General features: G+C 68.3%; 18 protein-coding genes. 4 read left to right on the plus strand and 14 right to left on the minus strand.

Going from position 1 to position 20,978, the window contains the following annotated elements; genetic code table 11:
* Positions 1-34: 34 nt before the first annotated feature.
* The 4 genes from OG876_RS10555 to OG876_RS10570 form a co-directional block, all read right to left on the minus strand.
* On the minus strand, positions 35-1,498 hold the full coding sequence (locus OG876_RS10555; RefSeq protein WP_328524621.1) for a dihydrolipoamide acetyltransferase family protein: 1,464 nt from the start codon (positions 1,496-1,498) through the stop codon (positions 35-37).
* Complete coding sequence (locus OG876_RS10560) at positions 1,498-2,475, minus strand: alpha-ketoacid dehydrogenase subunit beta (RefSeq protein WP_328524622.1); 978 nt, start codon at positions 2,473-2,475, stop codon at positions 1,498-1,500. The genes OG876_RS10555 and OG876_RS10560 overlap by 1 nt, the downstream gene beginning before the upstream one ends.
* A gap of 3 nt (positions 2,476-2,478) precedes the next feature.
* Positions 2,479-3,642, minus strand: a complete 1,164-nt coding sequence (gene pdhA / locus OG876_RS10565) for a pyruvate dehydrogenase (acetyl-transferring) E1 component subunit alpha (protein WP_442914117.1) — start codon at positions 3,640-3,642, stop codon at positions 2,479-2,481.
* Between the two features lie 332 nt (positions 3,643-3,974).
* Positions 3,975-5,045 (minus strand): phytase, encoded by a 1,071-nt coding sequence (locus tag OG876_RS10570; protein ID WP_328524623.1) that lies wholly within the window; start codon positions 5,043-5,045, stop codon positions 3,975-3,977.
* Between the two features lie 165 nt (positions 5,046-5,210).
* Between OG876_RS10570 and OG876_RS10575 the strand changes: the two genes are divergently transcribed.
* Complete coding sequence (locus tag OG876_RS10575; RefSeq protein WP_328524624.1) at positions 5,211-6,155, plus strand: EamA family transporter; 945 nt, start codon at positions 5,211-5,213, stop codon at positions 6,153-6,155.
* Between the two features lie 493 nt (positions 6,156-6,648).
* Positions 6,649-7,239, plus strand: coding sequence for a hypothetical protein (locus OG876_RS10580; protein WP_328524625.1), 591 nt, complete (start codon positions 6,649-6,651; stop codon positions 7,237-7,239).
* A gap of 155 nt (positions 7,240-7,394) precedes the next feature.
* On the opposite strand, the gene OG876_RS10585 is transcribed toward OG876_RS10580, so the two are convergent.
* Both OG876_RS10585 and hisC read right to left on the minus strand, forming a co-directional pair.
* Complete coding sequence (locus OG876_RS10585) at positions 7,395-8,117, minus strand: SDR family NAD(P)-dependent oxidoreductase (RefSeq protein WP_328524626.1); 723 nt, start codon at positions 8,115-8,117, stop codon at positions 7,395-7,397.
* Complete coding sequence (gene hisC / locus OG876_RS10590; RefSeq protein WP_328524627.1) at positions 8,114-9,193, minus strand: histidinol-phosphate transaminase; 1,080 nt, start codon at positions 9,191-9,193, stop codon at positions 8,114-8,116. Before hisC ends, OG876_RS10585 begins: the two co-directional genes overlap by 4 nt.
* A 221-nt stretch (positions 9,194-9,414) precedes the next feature.
* Here hisC and OG876_RS10595 point away from each other — a divergent pair, with 221 nt between their 5' ends.
* Positions 9,415-10,287: a dimethylarginine dimethylaminohydrolase family protein gene (locus OG876_RS10595; RefSeq protein ID WP_328524628.1), complete on the plus strand. Its 873-nt coding sequence runs from the start codon at positions 9,415-9,417 to the stop codon at positions 10,285-10,287.
* Between the two features lie 544 nt (positions 10,288-10,831).
* Here OG876_RS10595 and OG876_RS10600 read toward each other — a convergent pair.
* Together OG876_RS10600 and OG876_RS10605 are read right to left on the minus strand one after the other, a co-directional pair.
* Complete coding sequence (locus OG876_RS10600; protein ID WP_328524629.1) at positions 10,832-11,449, minus strand: PEGA domain-containing protein; 618 nt, start codon at positions 11,447-11,449, stop codon at positions 10,832-10,834.
* Between the two features lie 13 nt (positions 11,450-11,462).
* Positions 11,463-13,067, minus strand: a complete 1,605-nt coding sequence (locus OG876_RS10605) for a phage tail tip lysozyme (RefSeq protein ID WP_328524630.1) — start codon at positions 13,065-13,067, stop codon at positions 11,463-11,465.
* A gap of 182 nt (positions 13,068-13,249) precedes the next feature.
* Between OG876_RS10605 and OG876_RS10610 the strand changes: the two genes are divergently transcribed.
* Positions 13,250-13,918 carry a GntR family transcriptional regulator gene (locus OG876_RS10610; RefSeq protein WP_328524631.1) on the plus strand — a complete coding sequence of 223 codons (669 nt, stop codon included), beginning with the start codon at positions 13,250-13,252 and terminating at the stop codon, positions 13,916-13,918.
* A 39-nt stretch (positions 13,919-13,957) separates the two neighbouring features.
* Here the strand turns inward: OG876_RS10610 and OG876_RS10615 are convergent, their stop codons facing one another.
* Genes OG876_RS10615 through OG876_RS10640 form a run of 6 tightly spaced genes read right to left on the minus strand, consistent with a single transcriptional unit; the run spans position 13,958 to position 20,970 of the window.
* Positions 13,958-15,991, minus strand: coding sequence for a hypothetical protein (locus OG876_RS10615; protein ID WP_328524632.1), 2,034 nt, complete (start codon positions 15,989-15,991; stop codon positions 13,958-13,960).
* Positions 15,988-17,202 (minus strand): enolase C-terminal domain-like protein, encoded by a 1,215-nt coding sequence (locus OG876_RS10620; protein WP_328524633.1) that lies wholly within the window; start codon positions 17,200-17,202, stop codon positions 15,988-15,990. The genes OG876_RS10615 and OG876_RS10620 overlap by 4 nt, the downstream gene beginning before the upstream one ends.
* Positions 17,199-17,960 carry an SDR family NAD(P)-dependent oxidoreductase gene (locus OG876_RS10625; protein WP_328524634.1) on the minus strand — a complete coding sequence of 254 codons (762 nt, stop codon included), beginning with the start codon at positions 17,958-17,960 and terminating at the stop codon, positions 17,199-17,201. The genes OG876_RS10620 and OG876_RS10625 overlap by 4 nt, the downstream gene beginning before the upstream one ends.
* A 10-nt stretch (positions 17,961-17,970) precedes the next feature.
* Positions 17,971-18,780, minus strand: a complete 810-nt coding sequence (locus OG876_RS10630) for a carbohydrate ABC transporter permease (RefSeq protein ID WP_328524635.1) — start codon at positions 18,778-18,780, stop codon at positions 17,971-17,973.
* Complete coding sequence (locus tag OG876_RS10635) at positions 18,767-19,693, minus strand: carbohydrate ABC transporter permease (RefSeq protein ID WP_328524636.1); 927 nt, start codon at positions 19,691-19,693, stop codon at positions 18,767-18,769. Before OG876_RS10635 ends, OG876_RS10630 begins: the two co-directional genes overlap by 14 nt.
* Entirely contained in the window at positions 19,690-20,970 is a 1,281-nt protein-coding gene (locus OG876_RS10640) for an ABC transporter substrate-binding protein (RefSeq protein WP_328524637.1), read from the minus strand. The genes OG876_RS10635 and OG876_RS10640 overlap by 4 nt, the downstream gene beginning before the upstream one ends.
* Positions 20,971-20,978 lie beyond the last annotated feature (8 nt).

Here is a 20,978-nt window from a genome sequence, read left to right on the forward strand (position 1 = left end):
ATGACCCGGGCCCTTCGTGGCGTACGTCGTACCCCTAGAACATCAGCGCTCGCGCCGGGTCCTCGAGGATGCTTGCGACATCGGCGAGGAAGATCGAGCCCTTCTCGCCGTCGATCAGGCGGTGGTCGAAAGACAGCGCGAGGGTGGTGATCCAGCGCGGGACGATCTCGTCGTCCACCACCCACGGCTGCTTGCGGACCGCGCCGAAGGCGAGGATCGCGGCCTCGCCCGGGTTGATGATCGGGGTGCCGGCGTCGACACCGAAGACGCCGACGTTGGTGATCGTGAACGAGCCGCCGGCCTGGTCGGCCGGTTGGGTCTTGCCCTCGCGGGCGGTGGCGACCAGGTCGTTCAGCGCCGCGCAGAGCTCGGGCAGGGTGAGGGCATCCGCGTTCTTGATGTTCGGGACGATCAGCCCGCGCGGGGTGGCCGCGGCGATGCCGAGGTTGACCGCGCCCTTGTAGACGATCTCCTGCGCCTGCTCGTCCCACGCCGCGTTGATGATCGGCGTACGGCGAGCCGCCAGCGTGACCGCCTTCGCGACGATCAGCAACGGCGACACCTTGAGCTCCCGGAACGCCTTGTCGGCCTTGAGCCGGTCGACGAGCTCCATCGTGGCGCTGACGTCGACGGTGATCCACTCGGTGACGTGCGGCGCCGTGAACGCGCTGGCAACCATCGCCTGCGCCATCACCTTCTGCACGCCCTTGACCGGGACACGGGTGTCTTCGCGCCCACTCACCACGGGAGCAGGCTCGTAGGCGGGCGCGACCGGAGCCGCCTCGACCGGAGCCGCGACATGCCCCTCGACGTCCTGCCGGGTGATGATCCCACCCGGCCCGGTCGCCGTCACCGTCGCCAGATCGACCCCCAGATCCTTGGCCAGCTTCCGCACCGGCGGCTTCGCCAGCACATGCACGCCGTTGCCTCCGGCAACTTCAGTCGGAGCGGCGGCAGACGCCGCAGGCGCTGACACAGCCGGAGCAGACGCGGCGGCTGTGGGAGCCGGCGCGACGGGGGTGGCAGCCGGGGCGGCGGGGGTGGGAGCCGGGGCGGGGGTGGTAGCCGGGGCAGCACTGCCCGCAGCCGGAGCCGGAGCCGAGCCGGCGGAGGCTGCGGGTGCCTTGCGAGCCCGCCGCTTGGCTTCGGTTGTCTTCGGCCCGTAGCCGACGAGAACCGCGGTCCGGCCGCCGGACTTGTCCTCGTCGGGGATCGTCCGGACGAGGTCCTCGGCAGCAGCCGCCGCCTCGTCCGCGGACTCGGTTTCCACCGCGATGATCGGCGTACCGACGGGGACTGTCTCGCCTTCGGGGACCAGGAGTTCGGTGATGGTGCCGGCGAAGGGGACGGGGAGTTCTACCAGGGACTTGGCGGTCTCGATCTCGACCACCGTGTCGTTGAGTTTGACCGTGTCGCCGGGCTTGACCTTCCAGCTGACGATCTCGGCCTCGACCAGGCCCTCACCCACGTCGGGGAGGCGGAAGTGCTGGATGCCCATCAGTACCCCATCACCCGGTCGACACCGTCGAGCACCCGGTCCAGGTCGGGGAGGTAGTCCTCCTCGGTCCGCGACGCCGGGTAGGGCAGGTCGTACCCGGTGACGCGCAGGACCGGCGCCTCCAGGTGGTAGAAGCACTCCTCGGTGACCCGCGCCGCGATCTCCGCACCCGGGCCGAGCGTGAACGGCGCCTCGTGCACCACGACCGCCCGCCGGGTCTTCTTGACCGAGGCGAAGATCGTCGCCAGGTCCAGCGGTGAGATCGTCCGCAGGTCGACGACCTCGAGTTGCCGGCCGTCCTCGACCGCGGCCTCGGCGGCCTGCAGGCAGGTCTTCACCATCGGGCCGTAACAGAACAGTGTCGCGTCGGTGCCGTCGCGGACCACCTTCGCCTGGTGCAGCGGCAACGCCGGCGGGACGGACTCGTCCAGCTCCGCCTTCTCGTGGTACCGCCGCTTCGGCTCGAAGAAGACCACCGGGTCGTCCGAGGCAATCGCCTGCTGGATCATCCAGTACGCGTCGACGGGGTCGCCGCACGCGACGACCTTCAGACCGGGGACGTGCGCGAACAGCGTCTCCGGCGACTCCGAGTGGTGCTCGACCGCGCCGATGCCACCGCCGAACGGGATCCGGATCACCACCGGCATCTTGATCCGCCCGGCCGACCGGTAGTGCATCTTCGCGACCTGGTTGATGATCTGGTCGTACGCCGGGAACACGAAGCCATCGAACTGGATCTCGCAGACCGGCCGGTACCCGCGCAGCGCCAGGCCGACCGCGGTCCCGATGATCCCGGACTCGGCCAGCGGGGTGTCGATCACCCGGTCCTCGCCGAAGTCCTTCTGCAGTCCTTCAGTAACTCGGAAAACCCCGCCGAGCTTGCCGATGTCTTCACCCATCACGACGACCTTCGGGTCGGCCTCCATCGCGGCCCGCAGGCCGGCGTTGATGCCCTTGCCGAGACTGATCTTCGTCATCGCTCAGCCCTCGCCTTCGAACGACGCGGCGTACGCGGCGAACTGTGCCTTCTGCTCGACCAGCTGCGCCGTCTGCTCGACGTACACCTGGTCGAAGAAGTCGGTCAGCACCGGGTCCGGCATCGACAGGCAGCCGGCCCGCAGTTCGGCGGCGATCTTGTCGGCCTCGGCCTCGACCTCGTCGAAGAAGTCGTGCTCGACCCCGGCGGTGCGGGCCAGGTAGGCGTGCACCCGCTCGATCGGGTCCTTCAGCTTCCAGTGCTCGAGGTCCTCGTTGAGCCGGTACTTCGTCGGGTCGTCGGAGGTGGTGTGGGCGCCCATCCGGTAGGTGTAGGCCTCGATCAGCGTCGGGCCGCTGCCCTCCCGGGCCCGCTTCAGCGCCTGCTGGGTGACGGCGTACGTCGCGAGTACGTCGTTACCGTCGACACGGACGCCGGGGAAGCCGAAGCCGGCCGCGCGCTGGTACAGCGGGATCCGGGTCTGCCGGTCGATCGGCTCGGAGATGGCCCACTGGTTGTTCTGGCAGAAGAACACGACCGGCGCGTTGAAGACCGAGGCCCAGATGAAGGCCTCGTTCACGTCGCCCTGGCTGCTGGCGCCGTCGCCGAAGTACGCGATCGTGGCCTCGCCGTTCTCGGCGTCGCCGATCGCGTGGTCGCGCTGCTGACCCATCGCGTACCCGGTCGCGTGCAGCGTCTGGGCGCCGATCACGATCGTGTAGAGGTGGAAGTTGTTGTCCTTCGGGTCCCAGCCGCCCTGGTCGACGCCGCGGAACAGGCCGAGCAGCCGCAGCGGGTCGACGCCCTGGCACCAGGCGACACCGTGCTCGCGGTAGGTCGGGAAGACCATGTCCTTGGCGTTCAGGGCGCGGCCGGAGCCGATCTGTGCGGCCTCCTGGCCGAGCAGCGACGCCCACAGGCCGAGCTCACCCTGGCGTTGCAGGGCGGTCGCCTCGGTGTCGATCCGGCGGACCAGGGTCATGTCCCGGTAGAACCCCTTGATCGCGTCGTCGTCGAGCTCGAACGCGTAGTCCGGGTGCTCGACGCGCTCACCTTCGGGCGTCAGCAGCTGGACGAACTCGACCTCCTCGGAGGCCTGGGGTGGGCTGACCGGCGCCTCGACGGGCGCGAACACTTCCGGGGTGGTCCCCGGCACCGACTCACTCACATGCACTCCTCGGGTTCGAGCGCGGGATCGCCGCGACCGCAACGTTGCACGGGGCCGGCCCGTTGCGCCGGATGAGGCTTCGCAGGCAGGACCGCGTGGATCCAGGGTTGATGCACTGTTGGGCAGTGGACCTCCTCACTGGTCTCACTCCCATCTTGCCGGACACCGTACCCAGCGGGTGCCTGATCCGCTAACTCTCTGGACGCGAGCGGGTACGGCGGTACGGAAACCGGTGCTGGAGTGAGACACCAGTCCATCCACTGGTCCCATCACCGGGCTCATATTACAGAGATCGGCCGACCTCGACAGCATGTGTCACAAATCTGTCTCGATTACGGGAGCTTCTCGAGCCGGACCAGCTTGAAGTTGGTGCCCTCACGGTCGCCGTCACCAGGTGTGTTCTCGCCGTCGTGCACCGCGAACAAGCCGTGCGGGAATCGCGGCCCGAGCGGCTGAGTCGTCACCGCCGCACCGTCGCTGTGCTGTACGCCGTCCGCCGCCCGACCGTCGACGACCTCGAAGCCGGCGCGGTACACCAACCGGCGCCCGTCCATCCGGTACACCGCGAACGTCGAGTCACCCTGGCTGGAGGCGTAGAGCGTGCGTACGCCGCGGTCGTAGGCGATCGTCAGTCCTTCGGCGTCGGCGCTGAGGTGCTTCCCGACGTCCTCCTGGGCGGCGTACAGGTCGTTGGTGGTGCGGTCGAACACCATGCCCTCGAGCTGCGGCCGGTCGCCGGGTTCCTCACACGGCGACCAGTTGCTGCCATTGGACAGCTTGAAGCTGCTCGGGAGGTCGACCTGACCGACCGCGCGGTAGGTGAGCTTGCCGTTGCCGTCAGGGACCAACCGGAAGAACCCGACCCGGGGCTCGCCGCGCCGCGTCACCGCGACGACCGGCTGGCCTTTGATCTTCGTCGCCGCGAGGCCGTACGCGGTCCGCTGGTCCTGGACCTCCGCGGTGTCCTTGCTGAACACGAGCGGCGCCTTGGCGCTGGTCACGTCGGTGAGCCGCCCGGCCTTGACGGCGTACGCCCGGAGCTGGTCCCGGCCGCGGTCGGTGACGATCGCCAGATTGTCGACAATGTCCACGTTGTTGAACCGGCCCGGCTCCTGGCCGGGCTCCGGCGCGGGCGGCGTGGCGAACCGCTGGACCTCCTGACCAGTGAGGTCGAAGACGGTGAGTCCGCCGTTCTTGAGCGTTCCGAGTACGACGCTCCGCTCGGGGTGCTCGGGGTCGACCCAGATGGCCGGGTCGTCGGCGTTCGCGTTGCCGCCCGCGTCGTCGTCCCAGTTCGGCGCGGTCTCGGCGGCGGCGGTCACCTCCGTCGGCCCAGTCGCGTACGCCGGGTAGGCACCCAGCGTGACAGTCATCGCAGCAACCAGGACACCGGCGATCCGCATCCAGCTCTCCTCACCCTCGGGGTCGTACGGGCACCTTGCCCGGCACTGATGGCCTGGCGGGAAACAGCGGATTGCTGGCCGGATACCGGCTTGCGCGGCGGATCGCGCCCGCTTAGCGTAAGCATCGTCAATGCATGACACCCCTGACACGTTGAGGAGACCCGGATGGCCGCGTCCGCTCCGGCCGTACTGCCCGAGACCGGCGCCCGTCCGGCCTCGGGCGCGATGATCTGGACCGCACTCGCGGTCGTGTACGTCGTCTGGGGTTCGACGTACCTAGCGATCCGGGTGGTCGTGGACGCGAAGATCCCGCCGATGCTCGGGATGGCGACCCGGTTCCTCACCGCGGCGGTGCTGCTGGCCGCGGCGCTGAGCCTGAAGTCGGGCTGGCGGCGGCTGCGGATCACCCGGCGCGAGGCCCTCGGCGCGGCCACGGTAGGCCTCCTACTGCTTGCCTTTGGCAACGGTGCGGTCGCGATCGCGGAGCAGACCGTTCCGTCCGGCCTGGCCGCGTTGCTGGTGGCCGCGGTCCCCCTCTGGCTGATCCTGCTGCGGGTCGGCGGTGGCGAGCGACCCCGCGCGCTGACGTGGGTCGGCGTACTGATCGGCTTCGGCGGTGCCGCCCTGCTCTCGCTGTCCGGTGGCAACACGAGCGCGAAGCCGCTGTCGGTCGCAATTCTGGTGGTCGGCACGATCAGCTGGGCAGTCGGTTCCCGGTTCGCGCCGCGACTCGGGCTGCCGCGCGACCCGCTGGTGACCGCGCTGTACGAGATGGTCTTCGGCGGTACGGCGATGCTGCTGATCGGCGTCCTGCGGGGTGAGCCCGGACGGCTGCAGCTCGGGCGGATCGACGGGTCCGGTTGGTTCGCGCTGGCCTACCTGGTCGTGTTCGGCTCGCTGCTCGCGTACTCGGCGTACTCATATCTCTTGGCGAACGCGCCGATCTCGCTGATCGGGACGTACGCGTACGTGAACCCGGCGGTCGCCGTACTGCTCGGGTGGCTGATCCTCGACGAGCACATCACCTGGCAGATCCTGCTCGGCGGTGCGGTGATCATCATCGGCGTCGCGCTGGTCGTCACCGCCGAACGCCGGCGCAGCACCACCTGACCGGCCCTTCGGCGGAATGGAAAGACCCGGGCCCACGAAGGACCCGGGTCTCCCACCGCTGCCGATGCGCGCGGCAGCGGGCCTTGGTCTGCCGGCCGCGCCCTGCCCCGAAAAAACACGGCGCGAAACTCCGGCAATGGTTGCAACGACATTCCGATTCATCGTGGTATTGCCTATTCGGCGACCACCGAGCCCACCGAGAACAATCTTCCGATTCACCGGGTTTCATCCGTCACCCGCGCTGACTCAACGACCTGCCGCGGCATCGGTTACGGGCCCTTCCATCTCAACTTCCGCTCGCTCCGGCGACCACCTGATCACCGGGAAGTTGCCTGGTCAGCACGGATTTGGCTGCGCTGTCAGTGAACCCATCACCGGTCGGCTATGAGTGCCGGGACCGCGCGAAAATCTGACAAAAAAGTTTGTAACCGGCGTAGCCAGGTGTCGTTAGCACTAAGACGAATCCGTCAAACCCGAAAGGAAACCTGGCATAATGCAGGTAACTCGCAAGATCGCCGCTGCCGCGGCTGTGGCGACCGTCGCCACGCTGGGCCTGGCCACCGTTGTGAGCGCGAACGTTCTCGACGACACGCAGAAGAAGGCTCAGGACACTGGCCTGGCCGACGCCGCGTCGCTGGCCAGCAAGGCCTACGGCAACCACGGCTGGTACGGCGTCAAGCGCGATGGCGGGCTGCTCGCCATCGACGACAACAACGTCGGCCCGTTCCAGGCCTGCCACCTGTTCGGTTCCGGCACCGGCATCGGCGGCAACGTGCCGGCGAGCGATGTCGTCGGCGTCGTCGGCTTCTGGAACAACGGCAACTCGGTCACCGCTGTCAAGACCTGCGAGCAGGGCAACACGCAGGCCAACCACAAGTGGTACAAGATGGGCGACAACGGTCTGCTGTCGGTCAGCCGCAACAACGTCGGCCCGTGGCAGGCCTGCCACAACGAGCTGTCCGCGACCGGCATCGGCGGGAACGTGCCGCTGACCAACCTGTCGGGCGTCCTGGGCCTGGGCAACAACGGCAACTCCGTTGACACGCTGAAGACCTGCGAGCAGGACTCCGAGCAGAACAACTGACCCTCCCTGGTCAGTGATGCAGGACCCGAAAGAGCCACCTCGGTGGGGTGACTGATTCGGTAGCACCATCCGCGGCGCCGGGAGAAAGCCTCACTCCTCCCGGCGCCGCATCACGCCCGGCCCTTTGTCCCAGCAAGGGCCGGGTCTTTCTTTGTCTAGAGGTCTCTGAGATCAACGCAAGCGCCGTTGGGCAGCTCGCGATCCAGCAGAGACCAGATGCCGGCGGCTGCGGCGGCCGGTGTGCTGAGGGCGCCGGTGCGCTTGAGGTCGTTGAAGCGCTGGACGGCGGGGAACGCCCGCTCGTCGGTCGAGCGGATCTCGGTCTGCATGGCGGTGTCGACAACGCCCGGGGCGACCGCGATCACCCGGCAACCGCCTGCCTGTTCCATCCCCACCGTGCGGACCCACTGCTCGACCGCTGCTTTCCCCGCGGAGTACGCCGACCATCCGGCGTACGGCGTCCTGGCGGCACCCGAGGACAGCATGATCAGGTGCCGTTCACACGTCAGGTGCGCCGCGGCGCGGAGGAACGCGCTGCCGAGGATCTGCGGCGCCGCCGAGTTGAGCAGCACCGCGCGCCGGTAGGCGTGCCTGTCGACCGCGTCCGCGGGACCGATCGGCGTGATCGTGCCCGCGTTGTGGATGAACACGACGCGATCACCCTCATACGCCTTGAGCTCCTCCTCGAAGTGGAGCTCGACCCGCGACCAGCCGGCCGGGTCGGAGAGGTCCACCTCGACGTGTTCCGCCGTACCGCCGCCGCTGCGGGACAGGTCGATCACGCGGGCGTCGCGGAACGGCACGGCCGCGGCCAGTGCGGCGCCGATCCCGGCCGATGCTCCCGAGATCCAGACCTGCGACGGAGGCTTGGCTGTCACTGGCGCCAGGCGCGGGCGACGGAGAGGAAGAGGTCGTTCGCCTCGGGCTCGCCGATGGAGACGCGAGCGCCGTCACCCGGGAACGGGCGGATCGATACCCCCTCGGCATGCACCGCCTCGGCGAACGCGGTGGTGTCGTCGCCGAGCGCCAGCCACACGAAGTTCGTCTGCGTGTCCGGCACGTCCCAGCCGGCCGCGCGCAGCTCGTCGACGACCCGGGTCCGCTCGATCACCAGTGCGTCGACGCGCTCGAGCAGCTCGTCCTCCACCGCCAGCGACGCGATCGCGGCCGCCTGGGCGACGTGGCTGACCCCGAAGGGGAGCGCACACTTGCGGATCGCCGCGACCACGGTCGGGTGGCCAATCGCGTATCCAACCCGGAAGCCGGCCAGGCCGTAGGCCTTGGAGAAGGTCCGCAGGACGACGACGTTCGGCCGGTCGCGATACACGTCCACGCCGTCGGCCACGTCGGTCTCGCGGACGAACTCGCGGTACGCCTCGTCGAGCACGACCAGGACGTTCGACGGTACGGCGTCCAGGAACGTGAGCAGCTCGTCACGCCGGACCACGGGGCCGGTCGGGTTGTTCGGCGTACAGACGAGGACGACCTTGGTCCGGTCGGTGATCGCCGCTTCCATCGCCTTGAAGTCGTGCCGGGCGTCGTCGGTCAGCGGCACCTGCACCGAGGTCGCGCCGGTCAGCTGGACGGCGATCGGGTACGCCTCGAACGAGCGCCAGGCGTAGATCACCTCGTCGCCGTCGGTGACCGTCGCCTGCAGCAGGTGGTACAGCAGCGCGACCGACCCGGTGCCGACGGCGAGATCGCTCACTGGTACGCCGAACCGGTCCGACAGCGCCTCGAGCAGGTCGACGGCGCCCATGTCCGGGTACCGGTTCATCTGTCCGGCGGCCTCGGTGGCGGCGGCCAGGACGCCGGGGAGCGGCGGATACGGGTTCTCGTTGCTGGACAACTTGTACGTCGGCCGGCCGTCGGTGCGCGCGGGCGGACGACCGGGCTTGTAAGCCGCCACATCGTCCAGACAGGCGCGGAAGCGAACCTCACTGTCAGGGGTCATGCCCGCAGGTTAGTCCTTACCCCACGCCGCGACCACCCTGCTTACGTCACACCCACAGCGCTCCGCTGCGCACATCCACAGCACTCCTCCGCGCACATCCGCGGTCACGTCCGTGGCATCCGGACGAACCGTGTTGCGTGGACGGAATCTTGGCTGCACACTGACTGATTGTCGGACAATCAGGGGATCTGGCAATAGATCTCAACGGTCAGGAGGGTGTCATGGGTCAGCCGCTGGAGTGGGGTCGCCGGTATCTGATGGTCCGTCCGGACCACTTCCGGATCGACTACGTGATCAACCCGTACATGTCTACCCAGGACCAGCCGGATCCGGCGCTGGCGCTGAAGCAGTGGGACTCCCTGCGCCAGGCGATCGTCGACGCCGGCGGTGCGGTCGAGGTTCTCGCGCAGCGCGCCGACTCACCGGACATGGTGTACGCGATGAACCTCGGCCTGGCGACCGCGGACGGCCGCGCGATGCTCTCGCACATGCGCTTCGAACCGCGCCGGAAGGAGTCGCTGACCGCGGCCGAGTGGTTCACCGGTCAGGGGTTCGCGCTGGGCCGGACCGGGAGCGACGGGGTCGGGCCGCACTTCGAGTCCGGTGACGCGTTCGTGTTCGGCGACAGCCTGGTCGTCGGGTACGGGCCGCGGACCGAGGCCGACGCGCTCAAGCACTTCGCGACCGAGTGGAACATCCGGGTCCGCGGGCTGCGGATCACGCACGAGGGGATGTACCACCTGGACCTGCCGTTCTGCCCGGTGGACAGCACGCACGCGATGATCTACCCGCCGGCCTTCGACGCGGCCGGCCAGGCGGAGCTGTTCGGCATCGTCCCCGACCCGATCGTCCTCACCGACGACGAAGCCTTCGCCTTCTCCGCCAACTCGATCGTGGTCAACAAGACGATCATCATGCCGGCCTGCTCCCCCCGCCTGCACGACATCCTCACCGCCCTGGGCCTGAGGGTCCTCGTCCTCGACCTCTCCGAGTTCCACAAAGGCGGCGGCTCCATCCGCTGCCTCACCAACCCCCTCGACTTCCCCCTCCACCCCATCACCACCCCCGGCGGCGACCTCATCCTGCCGGCCTGAGGCGGGCCCACCTCCATCCCAGCCGACACCACACCGCCCGACCCAACAGCAGCCCGGCCGCCCCGCCGCCACGTGTCTGCGGGAACGGTCACTTTGTGCACCAGATCCGTACGGCGACGGCCTCGGCGTACGGATCTGGTGCACAAAGACGATCCTCGCCGTCGTCCACAGCCCCGATCCACCGGCGAGGGCCGCGCGGGGTGGGGCCAGTGGAGGGAACGGGCGTGACCACGGCATGGGGGTCGGTTCGCGGGCCGGATCTGTGGCACTCACCAACCAGACACCGCCGCGACCGGTCACGCTCAGACCTGGGCTGGTGATGACCTAGCGGTGGGGTTGGTCAGTGCCTCAGGTCCGCGCCAGCAACGATCCGGGGCAGACCGGCCTCGACACCGGAAGGACCTCTCGCCCGGGCAAACGACACAAGAGCCGGTATTTCTTGTTCCCGCCCTCCAGGGGGTGTCCGAGCCCAGCAGGGCCGACCACCGGAGCCGGCCATCCGAGCCACCGGCGGCTGCGGCGTGGGCTGCGGCGAAGGCTGGGGTTAGCTGGTTGTGGTGTAGATGATGTCGAGGGTTGCGGGGTCCCAGCCGTTGCCCTGGATCCATTGCAGGGCCTTGGTCTTGCCGTCGGGGGTGTACGTCGAGATCACGATCGAGATCGCCTCGGGGTTCTTCGGGTCCGACTTCGAGGCCCCGTAGTTCGCCTCGAACCCAGGCCCGAGGTACGGCAGCGAGGCGATGATCGGATACTTCTCCCGCAACCGCTCGTTGATCTCGTCGAAGCGCCGCCCGGCCTCCTCCTCGGCCTTCGCGGTCTCCGCGGGATGCTTCTCCGCCCACTCGCGCCCTTCGGCGCTGTTGGCGTACAGGTAGATCTTCACGTCGATCGGGTCGCCGCCGCGCGCGGTCACCGTCTGGCTGTAGGTCTGGAACCCCTGCCGCTCCCCCGTCAAGGTGTGCTCGCCGGCCTTCAGCTTGATCTCGCCGGTGGTCGCGACCTGGTGCCCGTCCACGCTCAAGGTGAGGTCGTTGGGCACCGCGTCCACGGACAGCTTCGACTCCGGATCGCCGCGAAAGAGCAGATAGCCGCCGATCACCACGAGAGCGATCACGACCGCGGTCACGCCGATCAGGAACGTCCGCCGATTCTCTTCCAGCATGATGCGCTACTCCCTACTTCTTCTTCAGCCGCGCGACGGCGTACGTCGTACCGACCTCGTACGCGTTGCTCGCCTCCGGCACGTGACCCGGTCCTGGATTCGGGCCGTCCAGCGACGCGGAGGCCGCGTTGTGGCCATTGGCCCAGGGCCCGACGAACAGGTAGGTGTGCCCCGGCCCGATCAGGATGTCGCCCGGTTGCAACTTCGAGACGTCCCAGTCGTCGTGCACCTCGTACTTCCCGGAGGTGCGCAGGTAGTGCTCCTGGGTCGGCGTGTACACGTCGGGGTAGTCGGGGTCGGCGCCGCTCATGTGCATCACCGTCGCGACGAACCGGCCGCAGTCGGTCCAGGCCACGTCGCCGGCACTCTTGGCCGACTTGTTGTACTGGAAGAAGTTCTTCTTGTACATGTCGGTCGCGTGCTCCGCATAGGGCTGCGTGGTGTGTCCCGGGGTCGGCCAGGCCAGGCTCATCGCGACCGCGGCGATGTTGCCGCTGCCGGCGCCGCAACCACCGGCCCCGCTGGTCGGCGCGCCCGCGCCGAAGGTGGACAGGACCTGCTTGGCGGCGGTCTTGCGCTCGGTGTAGCGCGAGTTGCTCAGGTCGTCGGAGCCGGCGAACCGCTCGTAGTACCGGCCGAAGGCGACCGCGGCGTCCTCGACGGTCTTGGCCGACTTCACCTGGTCGCCGGCGTTCTTCTCCGGGATCGGCGTCTCGCCGTTGAGCTGCTTGCGGAGGAAGTCCAGCTGGTACTGCAGCGAGACGATGGTGGCGTCGTCGATCCCGGCCGCGCGGGACGGTTTGATCATCTTGCCGGCGGGCGTCCATTGGACGATGCCCCAGCCGAGCGAACTCTCGACCGCGTCGGACGGGTTGGTGACCTTGCCGGACGGCGTGCCCTGCAGCCGGCCGGGCTCGACGCTGGACTCGTGGATCATGTTGCCGACGATCCCGGCGGCCTGCTCCTTCGAGTACCCGCTGGAGGCGAAGTAGTTGAACGCCTTCTGGGCGTTGTTGTTGCCGGTCAGGTCGCCGCCGGCACAGCAGCCCGCGCCGCCGGTGTCGTCACTGCTCCCGGCCTCGCCGAAGGAGTCGGCGTCGGGCTTCATGTCGACGAGGTTGCCGTCGTCGTTCTTGTCGATCCACAACTCGAAGTGCAGGTGGTCGCCGGTCAGGCCGGGCGGGTCCTCGTCGCCGGAGCCGGAGGTGGCGATCTGGTCGCCGCGCTTGACCTTGTCCTTGACCTTGACCTTGATCTCTTTGAGGTACTTGTACCGAGTCTCGATACCCTCGTCGTGCCTGATCCGGATCTCGTGGTTCGCGATCGAGGTGACCTCGCCGTCCCCGACGGTGTACACCTTGCTGCCCTCGTCGACGTCGAAGTCGATGCCGGAGTGGCTGTAGCCGTCGGCGTCGGGGTCCTGCCAGTCCTGATCGATGTGGTGCTCGTCGGTCGGCCAGGCGAACGCCTTGCCTTCGGTCTCCGTGGTCGTGCAGTCCGACGCGGCCGCGTCCATCCCGGCCAGGCCGCCGACAATCAGGGCGATCACGATGAGCAGCGGCAGGAACAGCACCAGCATGACACCGCCGACGATCGGCAGGGCTTTGCTGTCACCCACGGTGTGCTCCTCGCTCGCTGGGTGGCTCTCCGTGCCGGTCGGCGGAGTGGGGCGGCCACTGAGGAAAATCCTGCCTGAAAACCAGGTCATTGTGCCGAGAGTTATCCACAGGTGGCCGCCGGGTCGGTCCCGGGGGCCGGGTCGCGCGCGACAACGGAGCCTGACTGGACGAGAATCTCCCTATGTACGAACGGCTGCGGGTGGACCGCTCGACCACGGTGGACCGGGTGGTCGACGCGCTGCGCGCCGCCCTCTTCGCCGGAGACCTCGAACCAGGTACGCCGTTACGCGAGCAACCGCTCGCGGAGGCGCTCGGCGTTGCCCGGAGCACCGTTCGTGAGGCGATGACCATGCTGGTCACCGAAGGGCTCGCGGTCCGGGAGCCGAACAAGGGTGTCAGCGTGGCGATCCTGCACCCGGACGCGGTGGCGGACATCTGCCGGGCCCGGTTCGTGCTGGAGTCGGCCGGGATCCGGGCGTGGTTCGACGCGGACGAGGCCGCGCGCGAGCGGGTGGGCGAGGCGATGCGGGTGTTCGCCGCGACCGCCAAGGACGGGGCGGATCCGGAGGCGATGACGGAGACGCACCTGGCGATCCACCGCAGCCTGGTCGCGCTGACCGGCAGCGAACGGCTGATCGCGACCGCCGACTCGATCACCGGCGAGGCGAGACTCGCGCTGGCCCGCGTCGACGCCCTCCGCCAGGACGCCCGCCAGCAGGTCGCTTCGCACCGGAAACTGGTCCGCCTGCTCGAACGCGGCGAGCTCGACGAGTGCGTCGAAGAGCTCCGCCACCACCTGGAAGGCGCGCGGGAGTCGCTCCTCGAAGCGATAGCCATGCCCCCCAGTTGAGTCACACATCGTGGGACGCAACTGGAGGACGGTTGGCTCCTAGGCGATACCTTCGGCGGTGACGTCGTACGTCGTGGAGCCGACGCGGAGCCCGGTCAGGCGGGCGTCGGGGTCCAGGGCTGCCACCTGGGGGTTGGCGGTGACCGTGCCGTCGAGGGCGACCTCGACGCCGAAGATGCCCTCCAGGACCAGGCTGACCCAGGATCCGGAGGAGGAGCAGGCCCAGTCGATCAGGTACGGGAACTGCGGCGGGGACTTGCGCGCACCGCCGGACATCAACGGCTCGGCCTCTTCGACGAAGTGGGCTTGCCCGCACGGACCCTGGTTGGCGGTGCGGGCCAGGCCCGGGAGCCAGTCGAGCGCCACATCCCCGCGCCCCAAGGCGAAGAGAGCGCGGCCGGCGTCGGCCGGCCAGGCCGGGTAGGCGCCGTTCCACTGGTGGTCGGGACGGACGCTGAAGGCAGCGTCGGCGTCGTACGGCGACAATGCGCGCATCCACTCCGGCGTCTGGAGTTCACGCTGGAAGAAGGACACCATCTCGGCCCGCTGGGACTCCGAGAGGTCGGCGGCTATCGTCGTACCGATGATGTTGAAGTCGTAGCAGTGCCGCACCGGGATCAGCGAGCCGTCCGGCTGCCGCGCGTGCCAGAAGCCCGCGCCCTCGATGTACAGCTCGTTGACATGACCGGCCTGCTCGTCGGCCTCCTTGCGCAGCAGCACAGCGCGATCAGCATCACCAGAACGCTCGGCGACCTCCGCCGCGACACGCAGGCACCACACGTTGGCGGCGTTGAAGCTCGCCACCTCGTGCACGTAGCTGCTCACGCACTCCAGCAGGTTGTCGATGCCTCCGTAGTCCGCCAGCGCGTGCTCACCCCGCAGGCCGCGCCAAGCAGTGGCCCAGTCGTGCAGGTGCTCCGCCACCGGCTTGGGACCCACTGAAGCGTCCAGGAAGCCGGAGTCCCCCGTGAAGCGCACGTAGTCGCGCACCAGCCGCGTCATGGCGAAGTCATTGACCGAGTACCACTGCCCGACCGGTCCGCCGGTCAGCCACTCGGTGCCGAAGTGTTCGTGGATATCGAGGTCGATCCAGTGCTCGATGTGCTTGCGCATCGGCTCCGGGTCCAGCAAAGCGTGGGTCAGCGAGGAGAGGCTGTAGTCCCAGATGAAGGTCGTGGTCTGCCAGTACCGCGGCATCAACGTGTCGTACGTCCGCCCGATCACGCTGGCCGGGTTGTCCCGCCGGAACCAGATCACGCCGAGCACGCCCCACCAGTACAGCTTCCGCAGCGCCTCGTTCGTGGTCTCGAGGACCGGCAGGGATCCGCTGAAGCCGTCGCCGGCCGGATCGAACGCATCCGCCAGCGCGTTGTCCCACAAGTCCTCGGCCGCTGAGAACACCGCGGGTACGTCGGCCACACACGCGTCGAAGTGGTCCGTCGCCTCGGCGAGGTCCCCGGCCAGCACGTGTACGTAGGAGAGCCGACCATTGCCCGAGGCATCCAGTACGACGGTTGCCTCAAGCATCGACCGGTCGATGACCGCGGCCACGTCGAGTCCCTGGAGACTCACCGCGGACCCGGACTCCCCTGTCCCGACAACGCGGCCGTCGACCCCGGTCAGTGTGTTCGGCTCCGACGGTGGCTCCGGCTTCAACCATCCGCTCCCCGAGCGGGTCGCCGTGCTGTCCAGGGCGAACCCGAGCCGCACCGAGCGGCCCGGTGCGCCTTCCACGTCGAGCTGTACGGCGACAGCCGGCCGACCGGGAGCGCATGCGGTGACCGTCCGCAGGGTCAGCCCGTCGACCACGGTCGAACGGACCACCTGGTCCGGTCGCCACACCACCTCGACGGTTCCGCCGTACGAGCGAGCCAGCCGCCCGTCGACGTACAACTGTCCCGTGATGCAGTCGCCGTGCGAGTACGGCGGGAAGTTGACGCTGCGGATCGCGAACACGTCGTGGTCCACCTGCGCCGTACCCAGGAAGTTCGTCAGGCCTGGCGGGTTGAACATGTCGTCGTACGTGTGCGTGAGGACGTCGCTGGCCAGGTCGGCGCTGCGCGGGATCGTCATGAGGGGTCGGCCCAATCGGTGTTCGGGAGGAGGGGATACCAGTCCGGCCGCGCCGGATCGCGGTCGTACGGGTAGGGGCCGAGTTCGCGGAACAGTTCGGCGTACTCGGCGAGCTTGTCGCGGTCCAGTTCGACGCCGAGGCCGGGACCGTCCGGGACCGCGATCGCGCCGTCGACGTACGGAACCTTGCCGCCGGCAATGATGTCGTCGCGCAGGTGGTGGTAGTGCGCGTCGGCGGCGAACGACAGGTTCGGTACGACGGCGCCCAGGTGCAGCATCGTGGCCAGCTGGATGCCGAGCTCGCCGGACGAGTGCACGGCGACCCCGAGCTGGAAGGTCTCGCAGACGCCGGCCGCCTTGATGCACGGCCGGATGCCGCCCCAGAACGTGGTGTCCAGCAGGATCACATCGACGGCGGGGTCGCGGACGTTGGCCGCGAGCTGCTCGAAGTTCACCACCACGGTGTTGGTGGCGAGCGGGATCGGCGTGTTCTCGCGGACGCGGCGCATCCCGTTCATGCCCCAGGTCGGGTCCTCGAGGTAGTCGTTGTCGAGGTCCTCGATACCGCGGGCGAACCGGATCGCCTCCTCGACGCTGAACGCGCCGTTCGGGTCGAAGCGGACGCGGTGCTCGGGGAACGCCTCGGCCAGCGCGCGAAAGCACTCGCGCTCGTAGTCCGGTGGGAAGACGCCACCCTTCAGCTTGTGCACCCTGAACCCGTGCTCGTCGACGAGCTCCCGAGCGTGCTTGACGAGTTGCTCGGCCGTCCGGATCTCACCGGTGCCGTCGTCGGTCGGGTGACGGAAGAACAGGTAGCTGGCGAACGGCACCCGGTCGCGGACCTTGCCGCCGAGCAGTGCGTGCACGGGAACCCCGAGCTCGCGGCCCTGCAGATCAAGGCAGGCGAACTCGATCGCGGCCAGCAGCTGGGTCCGGTTGTTGTACAGGCTCGCGGTCGGGTTGGCGAGCATCCAGCGCAGCGCCTCGGTGCGGGCCGGATCATGGCCCACCAGGTACGACTTGAGTCCGGTGACCGCGGCCTCGGCGCTCTGGCCGCCGCCACCCATCTCGCCGAGGCCGATCAGCCCGTTGTCGGCCTCGACCTCGACGACGGTCCGCACGAACCGGCCCCAATGCGCGCCGTTGCTGTGCCGCAACGGCGCCTCGAGCGGCATCGTCACGGTCGTGGCGCGGATGTCGACAATCTTCACTTCGCGTCCTCCGGCAGTACGACGGGCAGCCCGGCGGTCAGGCCGCCGTCGACCTTCACGTCCGCGCCGGTGACGAACGCGGCGGCCGGGGACGCGAGGAAATGGATGACCTCGGCAACTTCCCCCGGCGTCGCCACCCGGCCGAGCGGATGCGACCGGCCCCACTCCGCGACCACATCGTCCGTGGATCGTCCGCCGCCGAACTGGGCGGCCGAGGTCCGCAGCATCGGCGTGTCGACGGAGCCGGGACAGACCGCGTTCACGCGGATCCCGTCCTCGGCGTGGTCCACCGCCATCGCCCGCACAAGCGACAGCAACGCACCCTTACCCATCGAGTACGCCGCGACACTCTTCTGCGCCGCATACGCCTGTACCGACGCGACCACCACGACGCTGCCACCTCGCGGGATCAACGGCACGAACGCCTGACACGCGAAGAACACGCCACCGACGTTCACCGCCATGACCTCGTCGAAGACGGACCATGAGGTGTCCACCACGGTCCCGTACCGCTGGATGCCCGCGGCGCAGACGAGCGCGTCGACGTGTTCCACCTGCTGCGCGGCCGTCGCCAGAGCCTCGCGGTTCCCGACGTCGACAGTGATCCCCCGGACCCCGAGCTCCTTCTCGAGCCCAGCCAAAGCATCGGCGTCTCGGTCGAGTGCGACTACGTCGTCGCCGGCTTGGACGAAGCGCTCGACAGCACCGCGCCCGATCCCGGCAGCACCACCGGTAACGACGACTGTGCGGCTACTCATATAGGTCCTTTCAGAACTGACCGAGGGCGAGGCCTCGGGAGAAGAAGCGTTGTGCGGCGAGGAACAAGATCACTGTGGGCAGCGAGACCAGGAGACCGCCTGCCAGCACGGTCGGAAGCGCGGCGCCGCCGTACGTGCTCTGCAGACCCGTGAGGGCGGGCATGATCGGGCGGACCGAGTCGGACTGGCTGAGCGTGAGGCCCAGGAGCAGGTCGTTCCAGACGAAGGTGGCCTGCAGGATGAAGATCGCGGCCAGCGCGGACCCCGCCATCGGGAGATAGATGCTCCGGAAGATCCGGAACAGACCGCCACCGTCGACCACCGCGGCCTCGAACACGCTGCGGGCGATGCCGGTGAAGAAGTTGCGCATCACGAACGCCGAGAACGGCACGCTGATCGCCGTGTACACGATGATCATCCCGATCCGGGTGTCGTAGAGGCCGGAGTTGGCGTACCCGGAGAACAGCGGCATCAGGATCATCTGCAACGGGAAGATCGTCCCGCCGAAGATGAACACGAACCACAGGAACCCTCGCTTCAGCCGCAGTACGACGATCGCGTAGCCGGCCGCGGAGCCGATCAGCACCGCGAGCACGGGCGCGATCACGCTGTACATCGTCGTCGCCACCAGCGTGTCACCGAGCGCGGCCTTGCTCCACGCGTCCCCGAAGTTCGTGAACAGCGCGAACCCGCCCGGCTTCCACACCGTCTTCGCGTCGTACCCGTCGACCGACTTGGACGCGTTGACGATCAGCAGGTACACCGGCGCGAGCCAGATCAGCCCCAGTACGACGAGAACCGCAGTCTTAACCCTGCTCACGCGACTCCCCCAGTTGGTAGCGCAGATAGAGGATCGACGCGGCGAACGTGACCAGGCTCAGGAACAACGCGATCGCCGCGCCCTGTCCGTAGTCGTTGAGCACGAAGGTCTCCTTGTACATCGACAACGCCAGCGTCTCCGACGACGTACCCGGACCGCCCTGCGTCATCACCCAGACCACGTCGAAGGTCTTGAGGCTTCCCACGATGGACAGTCCGATGACGACTGTGGTGATCGGCCGGAGCTGCGGCCACAGGTGGTGCCAGAAGAGCCGGAAGCCCTCCGCACCATCCAGCCGCGCGGCCTCCAGCGGCTCGGCCGGGATGGACTGCAGCCCGACCACGAACAGCAGCGCGTTCACACCGGCGGCCTGCCAGGTGACGGCCACGATCATCATCAGCGTGTTACCCGGACCGGCCTGCAACCAGCCGGTGTGCGCACCAGGCAGGCCGAAGAACCCGAGCGCCTGCCCCAGCGCGCCGTCCGGCTGAAGTACGAACCCCCAGATGACCCCGACGGCCACACCGGAGATCGCGTACGGCAGCAGGAACGGCAATCGCAGCCACGTGCCCCACTTGTGCCCGTACGTCATCACTGCGATCAGCAGACCAAGCACCACGGGCAGCGTCACCATGCCGACGACCCACAGCAGCGTGTTGGTCAGCGCCCCCACCAGGTCCGGGTCGCTGAACATCGCCTTGTAGTTCGTCAGCCCGGACCACACCGGCGAGGCCAGGCCGTCGTAGTCGGTGAAGCTGACGTACGTCGTCCACAGGAACGGCAGGTACAGCAGCAACGCGACCACGCCCACGGCCGGCAGCCCGAACAGTGGCGCTGTCCGGGCTCCGGTCCGCGCGGACCGCTCGGCACTCACCTTGCGAGTGGCCGTCGGCCGCTCCATCAGCGAAGTCACTTCTGCTTGGCCCAGTACGCGTCCGCCTCGGCCTGGATCTTCTGCAGGCCCGGCATCGGGTCGCCCGGCTTGGTGACGAACGCGCCGAACACCTCGAGCGCCTTGTTCGCGACCGGCACCGGCGTCGCCTCGAACCACCGGTTGATCAGCCGGTAGCCGTCACCGCCGACGTCCTTGTTCAGCGTCGCCAGGCCCGGGTCCTTGACCTCGGCCTTCGGGTTGAACGACAGGTCGCCGCGCGAGTTCGCCCAGGCGGTCTGCGCCTGCGGCGTGACCCACCAGTCGGTCCACTTCTTCACCGTGGAGGCGTGGTCGCTAGCAGCAGCCGAGCAGACCGGTCCAGTCTCGAAGATCATCGAGGTCTTCGGCAGCCCCGCATTCACGTTCGGGATGACGAAGAAGTCGTAGTCGGTGCCGGCCTTCATCTTCAGCGTGTTCAGGTTGCCGCTGAACCACGTGCCGAAGTTGATCATCGCCACGTCGCCGTTCTTCAGCTGCGCCTGCGGCTCGGTCTTCGAGCCCGGGTCGCTGAAGTAGCCGGCGTCGATCATCTTCTTCCACTCGTTCATCACCTCGACCACGCCCGGGTCGGTGTACTTCGCCTTGCCGGTGGCGAGGGCGTCGTACAGGTCCGGGTCCTTGCCGGCCAGCAGGGTCTCGAACCAGACGAACGAGAACAGGATGTTGGTCTGGTAGAACGGCTTCACGCCGGCCGCCTTCACCTTGTCGGCGATGGCGAGCAGCTCCGGCCAGGTCTTCGGGGTCTGGGTGATCCCGGCCTTCTTGAAGACGGCCTTGTTGTAGTACATCACCCAGTAGCCGGCGTTCAGCGGGACACAGTACTGCTTGTTGTCGTAGGTGAAGTACTGCTTGAGCTGCTCCGGGATGTTGCCGTCGGCAATCGCCTTGGTCCACTGGTCGGTGGTCTCGGCGACGAGCTTCTGGTCCACCAGATCCTGAAGCTCCTTGCCGGTGTGCCAGGTGAACAGATCCGCCTTCTCCTTGGTCCGGAACGAGGACCGGATGAACGCGGTGTAGGTGTTGGAGTCCGAGTACCCGACCGGCTCCATGCCGACCCCGATGTCCTTCTTGCTGGCCGTACCGACCTGGGTGAAGGCGTCCTTCCAGCCGCCCTTGTCGTTGTAGAACTTCAGCGAGTCGACCGGCTTGTCCTCGCCCTTGGCGGCACCGGCTCCTCCTCCGCCTCCACAGGCGGACAATGCAAGCGCGCCGGCCACCGCCAGGGCGGTCAGCGCCTTCCGGTTGATTCGTTGCATGGTGCGTC

Source organism: Kribbella sp. NBC_00359, from assembly GCF_036097425.1.
Taxonomy (GTDB): domain Bacteria; phylum Actinomycetota; class Actinomycetes; order Propionibacteriales; family Kribbellaceae; genus Kribbella.

Coding starts and splice junctions, on each gene's coding strand:
- OG876_RS10555 (WP_328524621.1), bottom strand. CDS start 1,498: ATGGGCATCCAGCACTTCCGCCTCCCCGACGTGGGTGAGGGCCTGGTC.
- OG876_RS10560 (WP_328524622.1), bottom strand. CDS start 2,475: ATGACGAAGATCAGTCTCGGCAAGGGCATCAACGCCGGCCTGCGGGCC.
- OG876_RS10570 (WP_328524623.1), bottom strand. CDS start 5,045: ATGCGGATCGCCGGTGTCCTGGTTGCTGCGATGACTGTCACGCTGGGT.
- OG876_RS10575 (WP_328524624.1), top strand. CDS start 5,211: ATGGCCGCGTCCGCTCCGGCCGTACTGCCCGAGACCGGCGCCCGTCCG.
- OG876_RS10580 (WP_328524625.1), top strand. CDS start 6,649: ATGCAGGTAACTCGCAAGATCGCCGCTGCCGCGGCTGTGGCGACCGTC.
- hisC (WP_328524627.1), bottom strand. CDS start 9,193: ATGACCCCTGACAGTGAGGTTCGCTTCCGCGCCTGTCTGGACGATGTG.
- OG876_RS10595 (WP_328524628.1), top strand. CDS start 9,415: ATGGGTCAGCCGCTGGAGTGGGGTCGCCGGTATCTGATGGTCCGTCCG.
- OG876_RS10600 (WP_328524629.1), bottom strand. CDS start 11,449: ATGCTGGAAGAGAATCGGCGGACGTTCCTGATCGGCGTGACCGCGGTC.
- OG876_RS10610 (WP_328524631.1), top strand. CDS start 13,250: ATGTACGAACGGCTGCGGGTGGACCGCTCGACCACGGTGGACCGGGTG.
- OG876_RS10615 (WP_328524632.1), bottom strand. CDS start 15,991: ATGACGATCCCGCGCAGCGCCGACCTGGCCAGCGACGTCCTCACGCAC.
- OG876_RS10625 (WP_328524634.1), bottom strand. CDS start 17,960: ATGAGTAGCCGCACAGTCGTCGTTACCGGTGGTGCTGCCGGGATCGGG.
- OG876_RS10640 (WP_328524637.1), bottom strand. CDS start 20,970: ATGCAACGAATCAACCGGAAGGCGCTGACCGCCCTGGCGGTGGCCGGC.